A 15,804-nucleotide genomic window follows, 5' to 3' on the forward strand; every position below is an offset into this window, starting at 1 on the left:
GATCCGTATCGGGCATGACTGCAGATCCCGCCAGCATGGAAGCACCCGTCCCCCGCCACCTGGCGATCATCATGGACGGCAATGGACGCTGGGCCCAGCGCCGGCGCCGGCCGCGTGCCATCGGCCATCGGGCCGGCGCGCGCGCGGTCAACCGGGTCATCGACTTCTGCCTGCAGCGCGGGATCGGCGCGCTGACCCTGTTCGCCTTCTCCAGCGAAAACTGGGGCCGGCCGGTCGAGGAAGTCGGCGCACTGATGAAGCTGTTCCTCAACGCACTCGAACGCGAAGTCGATGAACTCGACCGCCGCGGCGTGCGCGTGCGCTTCATCGGCGAGCGCGCCCTGTTCACGGACGCGATCCGCGATCGCATGGTCGCCGCCGAGCAGCAGACGGCGGGCCACCAGCGCCTGCACCTGTCCATCGCCGCCAGCTACGGCGGCCGCCAGGACATCGCCGCCGCCGCGCGCGCCCTCGCCGCGGAGGTGGCCGCGGGCCGGCTGCGTCCGGAGGACATCGACGAGGCCGCGGTCGCCGCGCGCATGGCCCTGGCCGACCTGCCCGCGCCGGACCTGTTCATCCGCACCGGCGGCGACCAGCGCGTGAGCAACTTCCTGCTCTGGCAGCTCGCCTATACCGAACTTTGGTTCACCGAGACCCTGTGGCCGGACGTCGATGCCGACGTGCTGCAGCAGGCCCTGGACGAATACGCCGGGCGCGAACGCCGCTTCGGACTGACCAGCGCCCAGCTCGGCGCAGAGGCCGCCCCATGACCCGCACCCGGGTGATAGCCGCGCTGATCATGGCGCCGGCCGCGATCGCCGCCATCCTGCTGTTGCCGACCCAGTGGCTGGCCGCGCTGGCCGCGCTGGTCGTGCTCGGCGGCCTGTGGGAATGGCTGAAGCTGGCCGGGGTCGACGACAGCCTGCCGCGCACCGTGCTGGTGATGCTGAACCTGCTGCTGATGGTGCTGCTGGTCTGGGCTTCGCGCGGCGACGGTGGCTTTTCCCCGGTGCTGTTCCAGATCGTCACCCTCGCCGGCACGCTGGGCTGGGTGCTGGCGTTGTTGTGGCTGTGGCGGCCGGGCTTCACTGCCGACCACCGCCCCTGGACGCGCGCACTCAAGCTGGCCGCCGGCACGCTGGCGGTGGTGCCGGCCTGGTGCGCGCTGTGCCTGATCCACTCGGACAGTTTTTCCGCACTGTCGGCCTCGCCCGAACCCGGGGCCAACGGGCACCGCTGGCTGCTGGCCGCGCTGGCCCTGGTCTGGGCCGCGGACTCCGGCGCCTACTTCGCCGGCCGCCGATTCGGCCGCCGCAAGCTGGCCCCGACGATCAGCCCGAACAAGACGGTCGAGGGCGCCATCGGCGGCCTGGTCGCGGGCGTGGGCGTAGCCCTGGCCTTCGGTGCCTTCGCCGGCGCCACGCCCTCGCAGTTGCCCGTGCTGGCCCTGGTGGCCGTGGTCGCGGTGGTGGCCTCGATCGTCGGCGATCTCGTCGAAAGCCTGCTCAAGCGCCAGGCCGGGGTGAAGGATTCAGGCGCCCTGATCCCGGGCCACGGCGGCATCCTCGACCGCATCGACGGCGTGCTGGCGGCGTTGCCGGTATTCGCGATCGGCAAGGACATCCTGGGCTTCTGAGGACGACCGGAAACTCGCCCATGCAATCCGCTGCGGACATGCGCCAGGTCGCCGTGCTTGGCGCCACCGGCTCGATCGGCACCTCGGCGCTGGACGTGATCGCGCGCCATCCGGCGCGGATGCGGGCGAGCGTGCTCGCCGCCGGCGGTAACGTGGAGGCGCTGCTGGCGCTGTGCGCGGCCCACCAGCCCGACCATGCGGTGATCGCCGAACCGGCTGCCTACGCGCGCCTGCGCGACGGCCTGCGCGAAGCCGGACTGGACACCCGGGCCCATGCCGGCGCCGAAGCACTCGAAGCGCTGGTGGCCGGCCCGGCCTGCGACACGGTGGTCGCGGCGATCGTCGGTGCCGCAGGTCTCGGCTCGACGCTTGCCGCCGCGCGCGCCGGCAAGCGCCTGCTGCTGGCCAACAAGGAATCGCTGGTGCTCGCGGGCGAACTGGTGATCGCCGCCGCGAGGCGCTCCGGCGCGGAGATCGTGCCGATCGACAGCGAGCACAGCGCGGTGTTCCAGTGCCTGCGCTCGTGCGAGGCCGGCGGCGTGCGCCGGATCGTGCTTACCGCTTCGGGCGGTCCGTTCCGCGGCTGGGACCGCGACCGGCTGGCGCAGGTGACGCCGGCGCAGGCGATCGCGCATCCGAAGTGGTCGATGGGCCCGAAGATCTCCGTCGATTCGGCCACGCTGATGAACAAGGGCCTGGAAGTCATCGAGGCACACCATCTGTTCGGCCTGCCGGCCGACCGCATCGGCGTGCTCGTGCACCCGCAGAGCCTGGTCCACGCGCTGGTGGAGTACATCGACGGCTCGACCCTGGCCCAGCTGGGCATGCCGGACATGCGCACCGCGCTGGCGGTGGGCCTGGGCTGGCCGGAGCGGATCGACTCGGGCGTATCGGGCCTGGACCTCCTGGCCCAGGGCCGGCTCGATTTCGAGGCACCGGACCCGGTCGCGTTCCCCTGCCTGCGCCTGGCCAGCGACGCGATGTCCGCCGGTGGCACCGCCCCGGCGGTGCTCAATGCCGCCAACGAAGAAGCCGTTTCAGCGTTTCTTCAGGGCCGGATCGGTTTCCTAGGCATCCCCGCGCTGGTCGAGGACGCCCTCGCCGCGTTGCCCGCGGCACCAGCCGGCTCGCTGCAGGCGCTGCTGGACGCAGACGCAGACGCGCGCAGGTTCACCCGCCAACGGATCGACTCCCGGACTTCCATCGCATGAGCGCCACCGCACGCCCCGGCGTTTCGCGACAGAGCCCCGTCCATGGGTGACTTCTTCGGCTCCATCTGGTGGCTGGTGGTCAGCCTTGGGCTGCTGGTGACCTTCCATGAATTCGGCCACTACTGGGTCGCGCGCCGCTGCGGGGTGGACGTGCTGCGCTTCTCGGTCGGCTTCGGCAAACCGCTGTGGTCGCGCTACAACCGCGCCGGCACCGAGTTCGCGATCGCCGCGATCCCGCTGGGCGGCTACGTGAAGATGCTCGACGAGCGCGAGGGCGACGTACCCCTGCACCGCCAGGCGCATGCCTTCAACCGGCAGGGTGTCTGGCGCCGCATCGCGATCGTGGCCGCCGGTCCCGCGGCCAACCTGCTGCTGTGCGTGGCCCTGCTTTGGGCCATGTTCATGGTCGGGCGCCAGGATTACGCGCCGATCGTCGGCCATGCAACCGGCGTCGCCGCGCAGGCCGGCTTCCAGCCCGGGGATCGCCTGGTCGAGGTCGCGGGCCGCGAGGTCGCCACCTGGACCGAGGCGGCCATGGCGCTGGCCACGCCGGCCCTGGACCGTCGCGACATCGAGGTACGGGTCGAGGATGCCGGGGGCGAGGAGGCCGTCCGCACCCTGCGCCTGTCCGACCTCCCCGACAACCTCGACGAACGCCGCATACCCGAGCAGTCCGGCTTCACCTGGCGATTCATGCTGGCACCGGCGCGGATCGATACGGTCCGCGACGACTCCGCCGCCGCCGGCATCCTGCAGCCGGGCGACCTGGTCCTGGCCATCGACGGTGCCCGGGTGGATTCGGCCGGCGAGATCTCGCCCCTGGTGCAGGAATTGGGCGAACGCGGCGGCACGGGCATGGTCGAAGTCGACCGCAACGGGGAACGCCTGGCCCTGGAGCTCACCCCGCGCCCAAGCACCGATCCGCAGCGCGCCGGGCACTGGGAGCTGGGCATCGCCCTGGCCGCCCCGCAGGTGCCCGCCTACGACGCCGTGCAGCGTTACGGCCCGCTGGCCGCGATCCCCGCCGCCCTGCGCGAGACCGGCCGCCTGGCCAGCGATTCGCTGGGCATGATGCGACGGATGCTGACCGGCGAGGCCTCGGTGAAGAACCTGTCCGGTCCGGTCACCATCGCCCGGGCGGCCAATGCCTCGGCCAAGCGCGGCGCCGACTGGTTCCTGTTCTTCCTCGCCCTGCTGTCGCTGAGCCTGGCGATCATCAACCTGCTGCCGATCCCGATCTTGGACGGCGGTCACCTGCTGTATTACCTTATCGAGTTGGTCAAAGGCAGCCCGTTGAGCGAACGCGCGATGGCTGCCGGGCAGTACGTCGGCCTGGCCCTGCTGGCCGGCCTGATGGGCCTGGCCTTCTACAACGACATTCTGGGTCTGGTGCCGCGATGACCGACCTCCATACCGGCTCTCGCCCCTCCACCGTGGTTCCAGCCCTACGTTTCCCCACCGGATGTGACATGACGCGATTCCCCGTGCGCCGCCTGCTCGCCCTTGCCCTCGTTTCGACCCTGGCCACCACGTACGGCCTGCCGGCGATGGCGCAGTCGGTCGAACCGTTCACCGTCAGCGACATCCGCATCGACGGCCTGCAGCGTATTGCGGCCGGCACGGTGTTCACCTACCTGCCGGTAGAGCGTGGCGAGACCCTGGATCAGTCCGGCGCAGGCGATACCATCCGCGCGCTGTACAAGACCGGCTTCTTCGAGGACGTGCGCGTGGACCGCCAGGGCGACATCCTGGTGATCACCGTGACCGAGCGTCCGGCGATCAACAAGCTCACGCTGACCGGCAACAAGGACATCAAGACCGAGGACCTGCTCAAGGGCCTGCAGGACATCGGCCTGGCCGAGGGCGAGACCTTCGACCGCATGAGCCTGGACCGCGTCCTCCAGGAACTGACCCGCCAGTACAACAACCGCGGCAAGTACAACGTCCAGATCACGCCGACGGTCAGCCAGCTCGACCGCAACCGCGTCGACGTGACCATCGACGTCAAGGAAGGCAAGGCGGCCAAGATCCGCCACGTCAACCTGATCGGCACCGAGACCTACCAGAACGAGGAAATCCTCTCGGCCTGGGAATCGCGCGAGAGCAGCTGGCTGTCCTGGTACCGGCGCGACGACCAGTACTCGCGCGAGAAGCTGTCCGGCGACATGGAAAAGCTCAACTCCTGGTACCTGGACCGCGGCTACATCGATTTCAACATCGACTCGACCCAGGTCTCGATCAGCCCCGACAAGCGCGACATGTACCTGACCGCGAGCGTCACCGAGGGCGAGGTCTACACGATTTCGGAGATCAAGGTCACCGGCGACACGATCCTGCCGCAGGACCAGATCGAGCGCCTGGTCATCCCCAAGGCCGGCAACACCTTCTCGCGCGTGTTGCTGGAACTGACCGCCAATTCGATCACCAACACCCTGGCCAACATCGGCTACGCCTTCGCCCAGGTGAACCCGATCCCGACGACCAACCGCGAAGACCGCACCGTCGCGATCAACCTGCAGGTCATCCCCGGCCCGCGCGTCAACGTGCGCCGGGTCAGCTTCAAGGGCAATACGCGCACCTCCGACGAAGTGCTGCGCCGCGAGATGCGCCAGTTCGAGAACGCCTGGTTCTCGCAGGCGGCGATCGACCGCTCGAAGATCCGCCTGCAGCGCCTGGGCTACTTCGAGACGGTCGAGGTCGAGACCCCGGCCGTGCCCGGCACCAACGACCAGGTCGACGTGGTGTTCAACGTCAAGGAAACCACCTCGGGCAGCTTCGTGTTCGGCCTGGGCTACTCGCAGCTGGCCGGCATGACCGCCTCGATCCAGCTGTCGCAGAACAACTTCCTCGGCGGCGGCAACCGCGTGTCGGTGGAGGCGCAGCGCAGCGACTACATGCAGCGCTACGCGTTCTCCTACCTCAACCCGTTCTTCACCGACGAAGGCGTGTCGCTGGGCTACAACCTGTGGTGGCGCGAGCTCGACTACTCGGACTTCAACACCGCGCAGTACAACAGCACCAACGCCGCGGCGCAGGCGGTCCTGGGCCTGCCGATCACCGAGAACAGCTCGGTCTCGCTGCTGTTCGGCATCGACAGCAACCAGATCCAGACCTACCCGGGCAGCACGCCGCAGTCGATCGTCGACTACGTCAATGCGATCGGGCAGAACACCTTCCACGCCTGGCGCAGCGAGCTGGGCTGGGCGCGCGACACGCGCAACGACTACTTCATGCCCACCGCGGGCATGTACCAGCGCGTGGGCCTGGAAACCACGCTGCCGGGCTCGACGGTCGAGTACTACAAGCTCAACTACGAGTTCTCCAAGTACTGGATGCTGCATCCGGCGTTCGTGCTGCGCACCGGCCTGGACCTCGGCTACGGCGACAGCTACGGGAACGACCAAGTGCGAGCCCTCTGCTTCACCCCGGGCTCCTACGTGGACAGCAATGGCGATGGCGTAATCGACACCTACGTCCCCGGCCCGCCACCGAGCGAACCCTGCCTGCCGAGCTCGCCGGACTACGACAAGACCGTCACCGCTACCGGCCTGCCGTTCTTCGAGAACTTCTACGCCGGTGGTACGCGTTCTGTCCGCGGTTTCCGCGACAACACGCTGGGTCCGCGTTCCGAACCGATCGGTGGCTACCGCGGCCAGCCGCTGGGCGGCTCGCTGAAGACCGTCGGCCAGATCGAAATGGTGTTCCCGCGCCTGTTCGACAGCAAGGCCGCACGCGTGTCCGCCTTCGTCGACTTCGGCAACGTGTACGACGGCTGGGACAACTTCGACGCCAACGAGCTGCGTGCGTCGGCGGGCGTGGCCCTGCTGTGGCGCGCGCCGGTCGGCCCGATCTCGATCAGCTACGCCTACCCGTTCAAGAAGAAGGACGGCGACGAGATCGAGCGCCTGCAGTTCACCTTCGGCGGCGGCTTCTGAGTCGCTGGCGCCTGCCTCGCGCAGGCGCCGGACCCCACGCTGCAAAGCAACGCCTGCGGCCCCACCTGGGGCCGCAGTGCTTTTCATCAGGCCAAACCCGCGCCGGTCCGCGAGGCGCGCAGGTGTTGCTAGCGACCCGCGCCGGCGAAGCCGGCGGCGTCCTCGACCAGGCCAAGCTGGTCGAGGACGGCGGTAGCGTAGCTGCCGGGTGGCAGCGAGAACGACACGCGCAGGCTGGTCGCATCCAGCCACTCCCAGGACAGAGCCCCCGCCTGCACGCGCAAGGCGCGGCGCTCCTGCTCCAGGCCTGCACGCTCCAGGCCGTCCCGCAGGGACAGTGAGGTGTCGTCGTCGAGCGCCGCCTGTTCCAGCGCATGACAGGCACCCTCGCTGCGCAGCGAACCGCGCCCCCAGAGCGGACCGCTGGGGTGGATGTCGAACGCAGCCAGCCGCTGCGCGAGTGCATCGCTCCAGGGTTCCGGGCCGAACACGCTGCGACTGCCCGCCAGCACCCACACCTCGCCATCGATGCCGTGGTCCCAGCTGCCGTCGGCCACACGCATCGCCAGTACCCGGTTGAACAGCGCCGAACGTGCCGCCGACAGCAGCATGGACCGCTGCTCGCGCCCCATCCGCTTGCCGCGCGGGCCCTGCGCGAACATCGCGATCGCCTTGCCGACGTTGCCGCCGCCATGGCCGAAGCGTTGCTCGCCGAAGGCATTGGGGACGCCGCGCGCGGCGATTTGCGCCAGGCGCGCCTCGATGTCCCCACGTTCGCCGACAACGCCGCGCAGCACGATGGCGAAGCGGTTTCCGTCCAGCGCGCCACGCGACAGCTTGCGCCGGTGCCGCGCCTGCGCCAGCACGCGCAGACCGTCCTGCTCCAGCGTGGCCAGATCCGGGGCATCGCGACCGGGCAACTGCACGCTGAAACGCTGGACGGTGACCGCGTGCCGGTCCTTGAGTCCGGCGAAACCCACGGCCACCTCGGGAACACCCGCCCAGCGCGCGACCGCGCCGGCGACGAACCCGGTGTTCATGCCGCGCTTCTCCACGGTCAGCAGCAGGTGCTCGCCCTCGCCGCTGGCCTCGAAGGCATCGATCTCGTCGACCCTGAAGTCCTCCGGCTGCACCCGGATCCGCGCCGACAGGACCGGCGCGCCGAATGCGACGGCGGGGGCCTCCGGACCGCTCACGCCTTCACCAGCAAAGCCACCGCCTGCGCGGCGATGCCCTCGCCTCGCCCGGTGAAGCCCAGCTTCTCGCTGGTGGTGGCCTTGACGCTGATCGCGTCCAGCGCCACGCCGCACGCCTCGGCAATGCGTTCCCGCATCGACAACGCATGCGGACCGACCTTCGGCCGTTCGCAGACCACGGTGACGTCGGCATTGCCCAGCCGCCAGCCGCGCTCCGCCGCCAGGGCAACGCAGTGGCGCAGCAGCCCCAAGCTGTCCGCGCCGCGCCAGCGCTCGTCCGATGGCGGGAAGTGCACGCCGATGTCGCCCAGCGCGAGCGCGCCGAGGATCGCGTCGCACAGCGCATGCAGGGCGACGTCGCCGTCGCTGTGCGCGACCATGCCGCGGTCATGCGGCACGCGCACGCCGCCGAGCATGACGTGGTCACCCTCGCCGAAGGCATGCACGTCGAAGCCCTGGCCGATGCGGAAGGGAACGGTGGCGGAAGATTCGGTCATGTGGATCCTGCTTCGCTGCTGGCGCCCGGCAAACGGGCCGGAAACGATTCTCTCACCCTGCAGCGGAGATGGGCACGAATACCCCCCGGTTCTGCGGAGCGTGCGGCAATGCCGCCGCGGCGACCTCTGTGGAGAAGGAAGGCCCTCCGCATGCCTCCTTTCGCGGGAGGCCAGCTACGCGATGCAGGAATTTCCTTCAGGCAGGGGCGCCCTCCAGGGACCCGTACTCAGCGCCGCGACAGCTCGAATTCGAAGCGTGCCAGGTCCGCCGGGGTGGTGACCTTGAAGTTGTCCTCGCGCCCCTCCACCAGCAGCGGGCGCAGGCCCTGGCGTTCCAGCGCCATGGCTTCGTCGGTGATCTCGATACCGGCCTCCGACGCGGCCTGCAGCGCACGGGTCAGCTGCAGGCGGCGGAACAGTTGCGGGGTCAGCGCACGCCACAGGCGGTCGCGTGACTCGGTCGCGTCGATGCCGCCATCGTCACCAGCACGCTTGAGCGTGTCGCGAACCGGCGCCGCCAGGATCGCGCCGACCGGATCGGCACGACCCCGTTCCAGCAGCTGGTCCAGGTCGGCCAGCGAGAGGTTGGGCCGCGCCGCATCGTGGACCAGCACGAAGTCGTCCGCGCGCACCGAGTCCGGTAGCGCCTGCAGCGCCGCCAGCACGGAAGCCGCGCGGCTTTCGCCCCCGGTGCAGGCGAGCAACGGCCGGCCCGCGTATTCCGTCCAGCCGGGCCAGAGCGCATCGCCATCGGCCAGCGCCAGCACCACGCCGGACACGGCCGGGTGCGCCAACAGCGCATCCAGGGTGTGCTCCAGCAGGAGCCTGCCCTGGACGTGGAGATACTGCTTGGGCAGCTCGCCGCCGAAGCGGCTGCCCCGCCCGGCCGCCGGGACCACGGCCCAGATCGACGCCATCAGTCCATCTCCGCCGGCGTGGCGGCTTCGGCCGGATCGTCCTCTTCCTGCGCGGCCGCGGCGCGCTGCGCCGGATCCTCGACCACGCGATAGAACACTTCGCCCGGCTTGACCATGCCCAGCTCGCTGCGGGCGCGCTCTTCGACCGCGGCGACGCCTTCCTTGAGGTCGCGCACCTCGGCGGCCAGCGCCGCGTTGCGCTCCTTCAGCCCCCCGTTCTCGCGGTCCTGGTGCGCGACCTGCGCCTCGAGCGCGGACACCTCACCGGCGCTGCCGATGCCGAACCAGAGCCGGTACTGCAGCCATCCCAGCAGCAGCACCAGCCCCAGCAGCACCCAGCGCAACGTGCGCATCGAACGCTTCCGGTCAGCGCTTGAGCGAGACGAACGCGTCGCGGCCGGCGTAGCGGGCCGAGCCGCCCAGTGCTTCCTCGATCCGCAGCAGCTGGTTGTACTTGGCGACGCGGTCGCTGCGGCACAGCGAGCCGGTCTTGATCTGGGTCGCGGTGGTGGCGACGGCGATGTCGGAGATCGTCGTGTCCTCGGTCTCGCCCGAGCGATGCGAGACGATCGATGCGTAGTTGGCCCGGTGCGCGAGCGCGATGGCGTCCAGGGTTTCGGTCAGCGTACCGATCTGGTTGACCTTGATCAGGATCGCGTTGGCGGTGCCCGAATCGATGCCCTGCTGCAGGATCTTCGGGTTGGTCACGAACAGGTCGTCGCCCACCAGCTGAACCTTCTTGCCGATGCGCTCGGTGATCAGCTTCCAGCCGGCCCAGTCGTCCTCGGCCAGGCCGTCCTCGATGGTGATGATCGGGTACTGCGCGGCCCAGTCGGCGAGGAAGTCGACGAACTGCTCGCTGGTCAGGCGCTTGTTCTCGCCGACCAGGTGGTACTTGCCGTTGTCGTAGAACTCGCTGGAAGCCACGTCCAGGCCCAGCAGCACGTCCTCTCCCGCGGTGTAGCCGGCCTTGCCGATCGCCTCGAGGATGGTGTCCAGCGCCTCGACATTGCTGCGGAAGTCCGGGGCGAAGCCGCCCTCGTCGCCGACCGCCGTACTCAGGCCATGGCCCTTGAGCACCGACTTGAGCGAATGGAAGATCTCGGTGCCGGTGCGCAGCGCTTCGGAGAAGGACGACGCGCCGACCGGCAGCACCATGAATTCCTGGAAATCGACGTTGTTGTCGGCATGCGCACCGCCGTTGATGATGTTCATCATCGGCACCGGCAGGGCCACGTCGGACTCGGTGATCGTCGACAGGTACTTCCACAGCGGCTGCTTCTTCGACGCGGCCACTGCGTGCGCATTGGCCAGCGAGACGCCGAGCAGCGCGTTGGCGCCCAGGCGGCCCTTGTTCTCGGTGCCGTCCAGGTCGATCAGGCGGCGGTCCAGGCCCTGCTGGTCGGTCGCATCGAAGCCGGCCAGCGCGGTGGCGATCGCGCCGTTGACGTTGGCGACGGCGTTCTTCACGCCCTTGCCCAGGTAGCGGGTCTTGTCCCCGTCGCGCAGTTCCACCGCTTCCTTGGTGCCGGTCGAGGCACCGGACGGCACCGCGGCGCGGCCGAAGGAGCCGTCGGCCAGGGTGACTTCGGCCTCGAGGGTCGGGTTGCCGCGGCTGTCGAGGATTTCGCGGGCGTGGATCTTGGCGATGCTGGTCATGGGCTGGGCATGCGTCAGGTGTGTGGAGTCGGTCCGGAGTTTAACGGAGCGGCGCCGGTCATGCGCCGGTTTGCCCGTGTTTTCCGTGACTTGGCCGTCGCAGGCAGCTGGCGGTCCGTTGCCAGGGAAAGCATCGGACTGGTTGGCGGTGGCGTCGCGGCGAGGGGGTTCCCACCCTGCATGTCCCCCGGCACCGGTGAAGCCGGTGCCTCCTCCTTTACTTCCGGGTGGGAACCCCCTCACCACGACGTCCGGAGGTGACCCGCGCGCATGGAACAGCAACAGCCGCACATCCACGCAGACACCCGCCGATTCGGGCGCGCGGATGGAAGGATGCACCGGCAACTCCGGTTGCGTAGAGCCGGACTCGTCCGGCCTCCTCCTTCGAGAACTGCCTGCCATCCGGTCAGGGCGCCGTTGCGGTGCCCCTGGCAGGAAGTAAAGGAGGAGGCGCCGGCTTCACCGGCGCCGGGGGACATGGATGCCAGGGGCGCCGCAACGGCGCCCCTCGGCAATCATCAGGCCATGACGCTTTACGCCGTTACGCCCGCGCTTCCTTGAGCAGCTTGCCACCGGCCTTTTTCTCGCGCGCGGCGCGGATGAAGCCGACGAACAGCGGATGCCCGTCGCGCGGCGTGGACAGGAATTCCGGGTGCGCCTGGCAGGCCAGGAACCACGGATGCGCCGTGCGCGGAAGCTCGATCATTTCCACCAGCAGGTCGTCCATCGACTTGGCCGAAATCACCAGGCCGGCGTCCTCGAGCTGGGTGCGATAGCGGTTGTTGAACTCGTAGCGGTGGCGATGGCGCTCGGCGACCACGTCCTTGCCGTACAGCTCGCGGGCCAGCGTGCCCGGCTTGAGCCGCTGCTCCTGCAGGCCCAGGCGCATGGTGCCGCCCAGGTCCGAACCCTCGCTGCGGCGCTCGAGCTCACCGGTGGCGGTACGCCATTCGGTGACCAGGCCGATCACCGGATGCAGGCACTGCTTGTCGTTCTCGGTGCTGTTGGCACCTTCCAGCCCGCCCACGTGGCGCGCGTAGTCCACCACCGCCGCCTGCATGCCGTAGCAGATGCCGAAATACGGCACGCCGTGCTCGCGCGCGAACTGCGCGGCCAGGACCTTGCCCTCGAAGCCGCGGTCGCCGAAGCCGCCGGGCACCAGGATGCCGTCGACGTCGCCGAGCAGCGCCTGCGCGTCTTCCTCGACGTCCTGCGATTCCAGCCACTTCAGGTTGACCTTCGTGCGCTGGCGCAGGCCGCCGTGCTTGAGCGCTTCACTTACCGACTTGTACGCGTCCTTGTGGTCCACGTACTTGCCGACGACCGCAATCGTGACTTCGTCGACCGGATTCACGGTCGCATCGACGGCCGCTTCCCACTCGGACAGGTCGGCCGGGCGCGTCACCGGCAGGCGCAAGCGGTCGGCAACCAGTGCGTCCAGGCCCTGCGCGTGCAGTTCGATCGGCAGCTTGTACAGAACGTCCACGTCTTCGACCGAGATCACCGCGCGCTCGGGCACGTTGGTGAACAGCGCGATCTTGCGGCGCTCGCCTTCGGGCAGCGGCTGCTCGGAACGGCACAGGAGTACGTCGGGCTGGATGCCGATCGAGCGCAGCTCCTTGACCGAATGCTGGGTCGGCTTGGTCTTGAGCTCGCCTGCCGCGGCGATGTACGGCACCAGGGTCAGGTGCATGAACAGCGCTTTGTCCGGGCCACGCTCGGCGCGGATCTGGCGGATCGCCTCCAGGAACGGCAGCGACTCGATGTCGCCCACGGTGCCGCCGATCTCGACCAGGGCGACGTCCGAGCCTTCGGTGGCCTCGTCGATGCAGCGCCTGATTTCGTCGGTGATGTGCGGGATCACCTGCACGGTCGCGCCGAGATAGTCGCCGCGGCGCTCCTTGCGGATCACGGCCTCGTAGATCCGGCCGGTGGTGACCGAGTTCTTGCGGCTCAGGCGGGTGCGGACGAAGCGCTCGTAGTGCCCGAGGTCCAGGTCGGTCTCGGCGCCGTCATCGGTGACGTACACCTCGCCGTGCTGGAACGGGCTCATCGTCCCGGGATCTACGTTTATGTAGGGGTCCAGCTTCATCATCGTGACCTTGAGGCCACGGGTCTCGAGGATGGACGCAAGCGAAGCCGCGGCGATGCCCTTGCCAAGCGAGGACACGACGCCGCCGGTAACGAAAATGAGGGGAGTCATGAGCGGGGCTCCGGAAAGCCATAGTCTACCGGCTCGACCGCCATCACCCAAGCCGGGCGCCCCTGCACGCAGCGTTCCGCTGCTCCCGAGATCCGGGTCCAGGCCTGCCGGATCCACCGGCAGGCCCCGTCCCGCAAGGCTCAGCGCGGATCGCGCTTCTGCTCTTCTTCCTCTTCCTTCTGCGGCCGGGACTTGTCCCGGTCGTCCTGGCCGGCGCGCGCGGCCTCGCGGCGCTTGGCGCGCTCGGCGGCCTGGTCGCGCTCGCGCTGCTCCTGCGCCTTGTGCTCGGCCAGCGCGGCGTTCTGCTGGCCCTGCCCCTGGCCGGCCTGGCGGTTCTGCGCCAGCAGCGGGGCGGCGGCGGCCACGGCGACGGTGGCGACCACGGCACCCCAGAACAGACGTCGGTTCATGCGTTCCTCCTTTGCGTGGGCGGGATGTCGGACAAGGGGTCCCGCCCGTTGTTGCGGTCCGGGAAACTGGATGCGGCGACGCGGGATCCCCGCGTTCCACTGCCTGTTTTCCGTCCCGGGTTCCTTATACGCCGTCGCCGCCTGCGCCCCCCTGAACAGGCAACAGGGTGCAAAAACCGGGGCCAGGCCGCACACTTCGACGCTGCATCGCAACGCTTCCAGCGCAAGGTTCCATGAGCAGCCGCTACAACGCCGCCGACATCGAAGTCCTCTCCGGCCTGGACCCGGTCAAGCGTCGACCGGGCATGTACACCGACACCGCGCGGCCGAACCACCTGGCCCAGGAAGTCATCGACAACGCGGTCGACGAAGCCCTGGCCGGCCATGCCCGCGAGATCGAGGTCGTCCTGTTCAAGGATGGCAGCTGCGAGGTGGCCGACGACGGCCGCGGCATGCCCGTGGACATCCACCCCGAAGAGAAGATCCCGGGCGTGGAACTGATCCTTACCCGCCTGCACGCGGGCGGCAAGTTCAACAACAAGAACTACACCTTCAGCGGCGGCCTGCACGGCGTCGGCGTGAGCGTGGTCAACGCGCTGTCCACGCTGGTGGAAGTGCACATCAAGCGCGAAGGCAGCGAGCACCGCATCACCTTCCGCAATGGCGACCGCGCCACGCCGCTGGAAGTGGTCGGCACGGTCGGCAAGAAGAACACCGGCACGCGGGTGCGCTTCTGGCCCGACCCGAAGTATTTCGATACGCCCAAGTTCAACCTGCGCGCACTGCGCCACCTGTTGCGCGCCAAGGCCGTGCTGTGTCCCGGGCTGAGCGTCACCCTGCTCGACGAGGCGACCGGCGAGCGTGACCGCTGGTACTACGAGGATGGCCTGCGCGACTATCTCAAGGGCGAGCTGGCGGGCCGCGAACTGCTCCCGGCCGACCTGTTCACCGGTGCGCTGAAGAAGGACACCGAGATCGTGGACTGGGCGGTGGCCTGGATCCCGGACGGCGAGCTGGTCCAGGAGAGCTACGTCAACCTGATCCCGACCGCGCAGCACGGCACCCACGTCAACGGCCTGCGCTCGGGCCTGACCGATGCGCTGCGCGAATTCTGCGACTTCCGCAACCTGCTGCCGCGCGGCGTCAAGCTGGCGCCGGAGGACGTGTGGGACCGCGTGTCGTTCGTGCTGTCGCTGAAGATGACCGACCCGCAGTTCAGCGGCCAGACCAAGGAACGCCTGTCCTCGCGCCAGGCCGCCGGCTTCATCGAAGGCGCCGCGCACGACGCCTTCAGCCTGTGGCTCAACCAGCATGTCGAGCTCGGCGAGAAGATCGCCCAGATCGCGATCGATCGCGCCAGTGCGCGCCTGAAGACCGAAAAGCAGGTCGTGCGCAAGAAGGTCACCCAGGGCCCGGCTTTGCCGGGCAAGCTGGCCGACTGCATCAGCCAGGACCTGTCGCGCACCGAACTGTTCCTGGTCGAAGGCGATTCGGCCGGCGGCAGCGCGCGCCAGGCGCGCGACAAGGACTTCCAGGCGATCCTGCCGCTGCGCGGCAAGATCCTCAACACCTGGGAAGTGGCCAGCACCACCGTGCTCGCCTCCGAGGAAGTGCACAACCTGGCCGTGGCGATCGGCTGCGATCCGGGCAAGGACGATATCGGCGGCCTGCGCTACGGCAAGGTGGTGATCCTGGCCGACGCGGATTCGGACGGCCTGCACATCGCCACCCTGCTGGCGGCGCTGTTCCTGCGCCACTTCCCGGCGCTGGTCGCGGCCGGCCACGTGTTCGTGGCGATGCCGCCGCTGTTCCGCGTCGACGTGGGCAAGCAGGTGCACTACGCGCTGGACGAGGAAGAAAAGCGCCTGCTGCTGGAGAAGATCGCGCGCGAGAAGACGCGCGGACAGGTCAACGTAACCCGCTTCAAGGGTCTGGGCGAGATGAACCCGCAGCAGTTGCGCGAGTCGACGATCCATCCAGACACGCGCCGGCTGGTGCAGCTGACCGTGGACGACGGCGAACAGACCCGCGCGCTGATGGACATGCTGCTGGCGAAGAAGCGGGCGTCGGATCGCAAGGCGTGGCTGGAGACCAAGGGCGACCTGGCTTCACTGGAAGTCTGAGGACGCGCCGGACTTCG

13 protein-coding genes are annotated in these 15,804 nt (G+C 69.1%); 6 read left to right on the plus strand and 7 right to left on the minus strand.

The annotated features are described in order from the left end of the window. The first annotated feature begins 14 nt into the window (after positions 1 to 14). The 5 genes from uppS to bamA all read left to right on the plus strand — a co-directional run bounded on the left by uppS (position 15) and on the right by bamA (position 6,782). The gene (gene uppS, locus CSC65_RS08385; protein ID WP_202922852.1) at positions 15 to 770 is read left to right on the plus strand and encodes a polyprenyl diphosphate synthase; all 756 of its coding nucleotides are present in this window, start codon (positions 15 to 17) and stop codon (positions 768 to 770) included. After that, entirely contained in the window at positions 767 to 1,636 is an 870-nt protein-coding gene (locus CSC65_RS08390; protein WP_162410116.1) for a phosphatidate cytidylyltransferase, read from the plus strand. The genes uppS and CSC65_RS08390 overlap by 4 nt, the downstream gene beginning before the upstream one ends. Before the next feature lie 20 nt (positions 1,637 to 1,656). After that, a complete protein-coding gene (locus CSC65_RS08395) occupies positions 1,657 to 2,847 on the plus strand; it encodes a 1-deoxy-D-xylulose-5-phosphate reductoisomerase (RefSeq protein ID WP_162410117.1) in 1,191 nt (396 codons plus the stop codon). A gap of 42 nt (positions 2,848 to 2,889) precedes the next feature. After that, on the plus strand, positions 2,890 to 4,248 hold the full coding sequence (gene rseP / locus CSC65_RS08400; protein ID WP_162410118.1) for an RIP metalloprotease RseP: 1,359 nt from the start codon (positions 2,890 to 2,892) through the stop codon (positions 4,246 to 4,248). Between the two features lie 68 nt (positions 4,249 to 4,316). Next, positions 4,317 to 6,782: an outer membrane protein assembly factor BamA gene (gene bamA, locus CSC65_RS08405; RefSeq protein WP_162410119.1), complete on the plus strand. Its 2,466-nt coding sequence runs from the start codon at positions 4,317 to 4,319 to the stop codon at positions 6,780 to 6,782. Positions 6,783 to 6,910: 128 nt separating this feature from the next. Here bamA and truD read toward each other — a convergent pair whose 3' ends face one another. From truD to CSC65_RS08440, 7 genes are all read right to left on the minus strand, one after another. Next, complete coding sequence (truD, locus tag CSC65_RS08410) at positions 6,911 to 7,978, minus strand: tRNA pseudouridine(13) synthase TruD (protein ID WP_162410120.1); 1,068 nt, start codon at positions 7,976 to 7,978, stop codon at positions 6,911 to 6,913. After that, positions 7,975 to 8,475, minus strand: a complete 501-nt coding sequence (gene ispF, locus CSC65_RS08415; RefSeq protein ID WP_162410121.1) for a 2-C-methyl-D-erythritol 2,4-cyclodiphosphate synthase — start codon at positions 8,473 to 8,475, stop codon at positions 7,975 to 7,977. The genes truD and ispF overlap by 4 nt, the downstream gene beginning before the upstream one ends. 227 nt (positions 8,476 to 8,702) lie before the next feature. Then, positions 8,703 to 9,395 carry a 2-C-methyl-D-erythritol 4-phosphate cytidylyltransferase gene (gene ispD, locus CSC65_RS08420; RefSeq protein ID WP_202922859.1) on the minus strand — a complete coding sequence of 231 codons (693 nt, stop codon included), beginning with the start codon at positions 9,393 to 9,395 and terminating at the stop codon, positions 8,703 to 8,705. Next, positions 9,392 to 9,745: a cell division protein FtsB gene (gene ftsB / locus CSC65_RS08425; protein ID WP_162410123.1), complete on the minus strand. Its 354-nt coding sequence runs from the start codon at positions 9,743 to 9,745 to the stop codon at positions 9,392 to 9,394. Before ftsB ends, ispD begins: the two co-directional genes overlap by 4 nt. A 13-nt stretch (positions 9,746 to 9,758) precedes the next feature. After that, a complete protein-coding gene (gene eno, locus CSC65_RS08430) occupies positions 9,759 to 11,051 on the minus strand; it encodes a phosphopyruvate hydratase (RefSeq protein WP_162410124.1) in 1,293 nt (430 codons plus the stop codon). A gap of 541 nt (positions 11,052 to 11,592) precedes the next feature. After that, complete coding sequence (gene pyrG, locus CSC65_RS08435; protein WP_162410125.1) at positions 11,593 to 13,254, minus strand: CTP synthase; 1,662 nt, start codon at positions 13,252 to 13,254, stop codon at positions 11,593 to 11,595. Positions 13,255 to 13,394: 140 nt separating this feature from the next. Next, positions 13,395 to 13,664, minus strand: a complete 270-nt coding sequence (locus CSC65_RS08440; protein ID WP_162410126.1) for a hypothetical protein — start codon at positions 13,662 to 13,664, stop codon at positions 13,395 to 13,397. 233 nt (positions 13,665 to 13,897) lie between these two features. Between CSC65_RS08440 and parE the strand changes: the two genes are divergently transcribed. Then, positions 13,898 to 15,787, plus strand: a complete 1,890-nt coding sequence (gene parE, locus CSC65_RS08445; protein WP_162410127.1) for a DNA topoisomerase IV subunit B — start codon at positions 13,898 to 13,900, stop codon at positions 15,785 to 15,787. The last annotated feature ends 17 nt before the right edge of the window (positions 15,788 to 15,804 follow it).

This window comes from Pseudoxanthomonas daejeonensis (genome assembly GCF_010093205.1).
GTDB lineage: Bacteria > Pseudomonadota > Gammaproteobacteria > Xanthomonadales > Xanthomonadaceae > Pseudoxanthomonas > Pseudoxanthomonas daejeonensis.

Bases quoted from the DNA above. Each gene is read 5' to 3' on its own strand.
- CSC65_RS08395 (WP_162410117.1), top strand. From the start codon at position 1,657: ATGCAATCCGCTGCGGACATGCGCCAGGTCGCCGTGCTTGGCGCCACC.
- ftsB (WP_162410123.1), bottom strand. From the start codon at position 9,745: ATGCGCACGTTGCGCTGGGTGCTGCTGGGGCTGGTGCTGCTGCTGGGA.
- CSC65_RS08390 (WP_162410116.1), top strand. From the start codon at position 767: ATGACCCGCACCCGGGTGATAGCCGCGCTGATCATGGCGCCGGCCGCG.
- eno (WP_162410124.1), bottom strand. From the start codon at position 11,051: ATGACCAGCATCGCCAAGATCCACGCCCGCGAAATCCTCGACAGCCGC.
- ispF (WP_162410121.1), bottom strand. From the start codon at position 8,475: ATGACCGAATCTTCCGCCACCGTTCCCTTCCGCATCGGCCAGGGCTTC.
- rseP (WP_162410118.1), top strand. From the start codon at position 2,890: ATGGGTGACTTCTTCGGCTCCATCTGGTGGCTGGTGGTCAGCCTTGGG.
- parE (WP_162410127.1), top strand. From the start codon at position 13,898: ATGAGCAGCCGCTACAACGCCGCCGACATCGAAGTCCTCTCCGGCCTG.
- bamA (WP_162410119.1), top strand. From the start codon at position 4,317: ATGACGCGATTCCCCGTGCGCCGCCTGCTCGCCCTTGCCCTCGTTTCG.
- CSC65_RS08440 (WP_162410126.1), bottom strand. From the start codon at position 13,664: ATGAACCGACGTCTGTTCTGGGGTGCCGTGGTCGCCACCGTCGCCGTG.
- uppS (WP_202922852.1), top strand. From the start codon at position 15: ATGACTGCAGATCCCGCCAGCATGGAAGCACCCGTCCCCCGCCACCTG.
- pyrG (WP_162410125.1), bottom strand. From the start codon at position 13,254: ATGACTCCCCTCATTTTCGTTACCGGCGGCGTCGTGTCCTCGCTTGGC.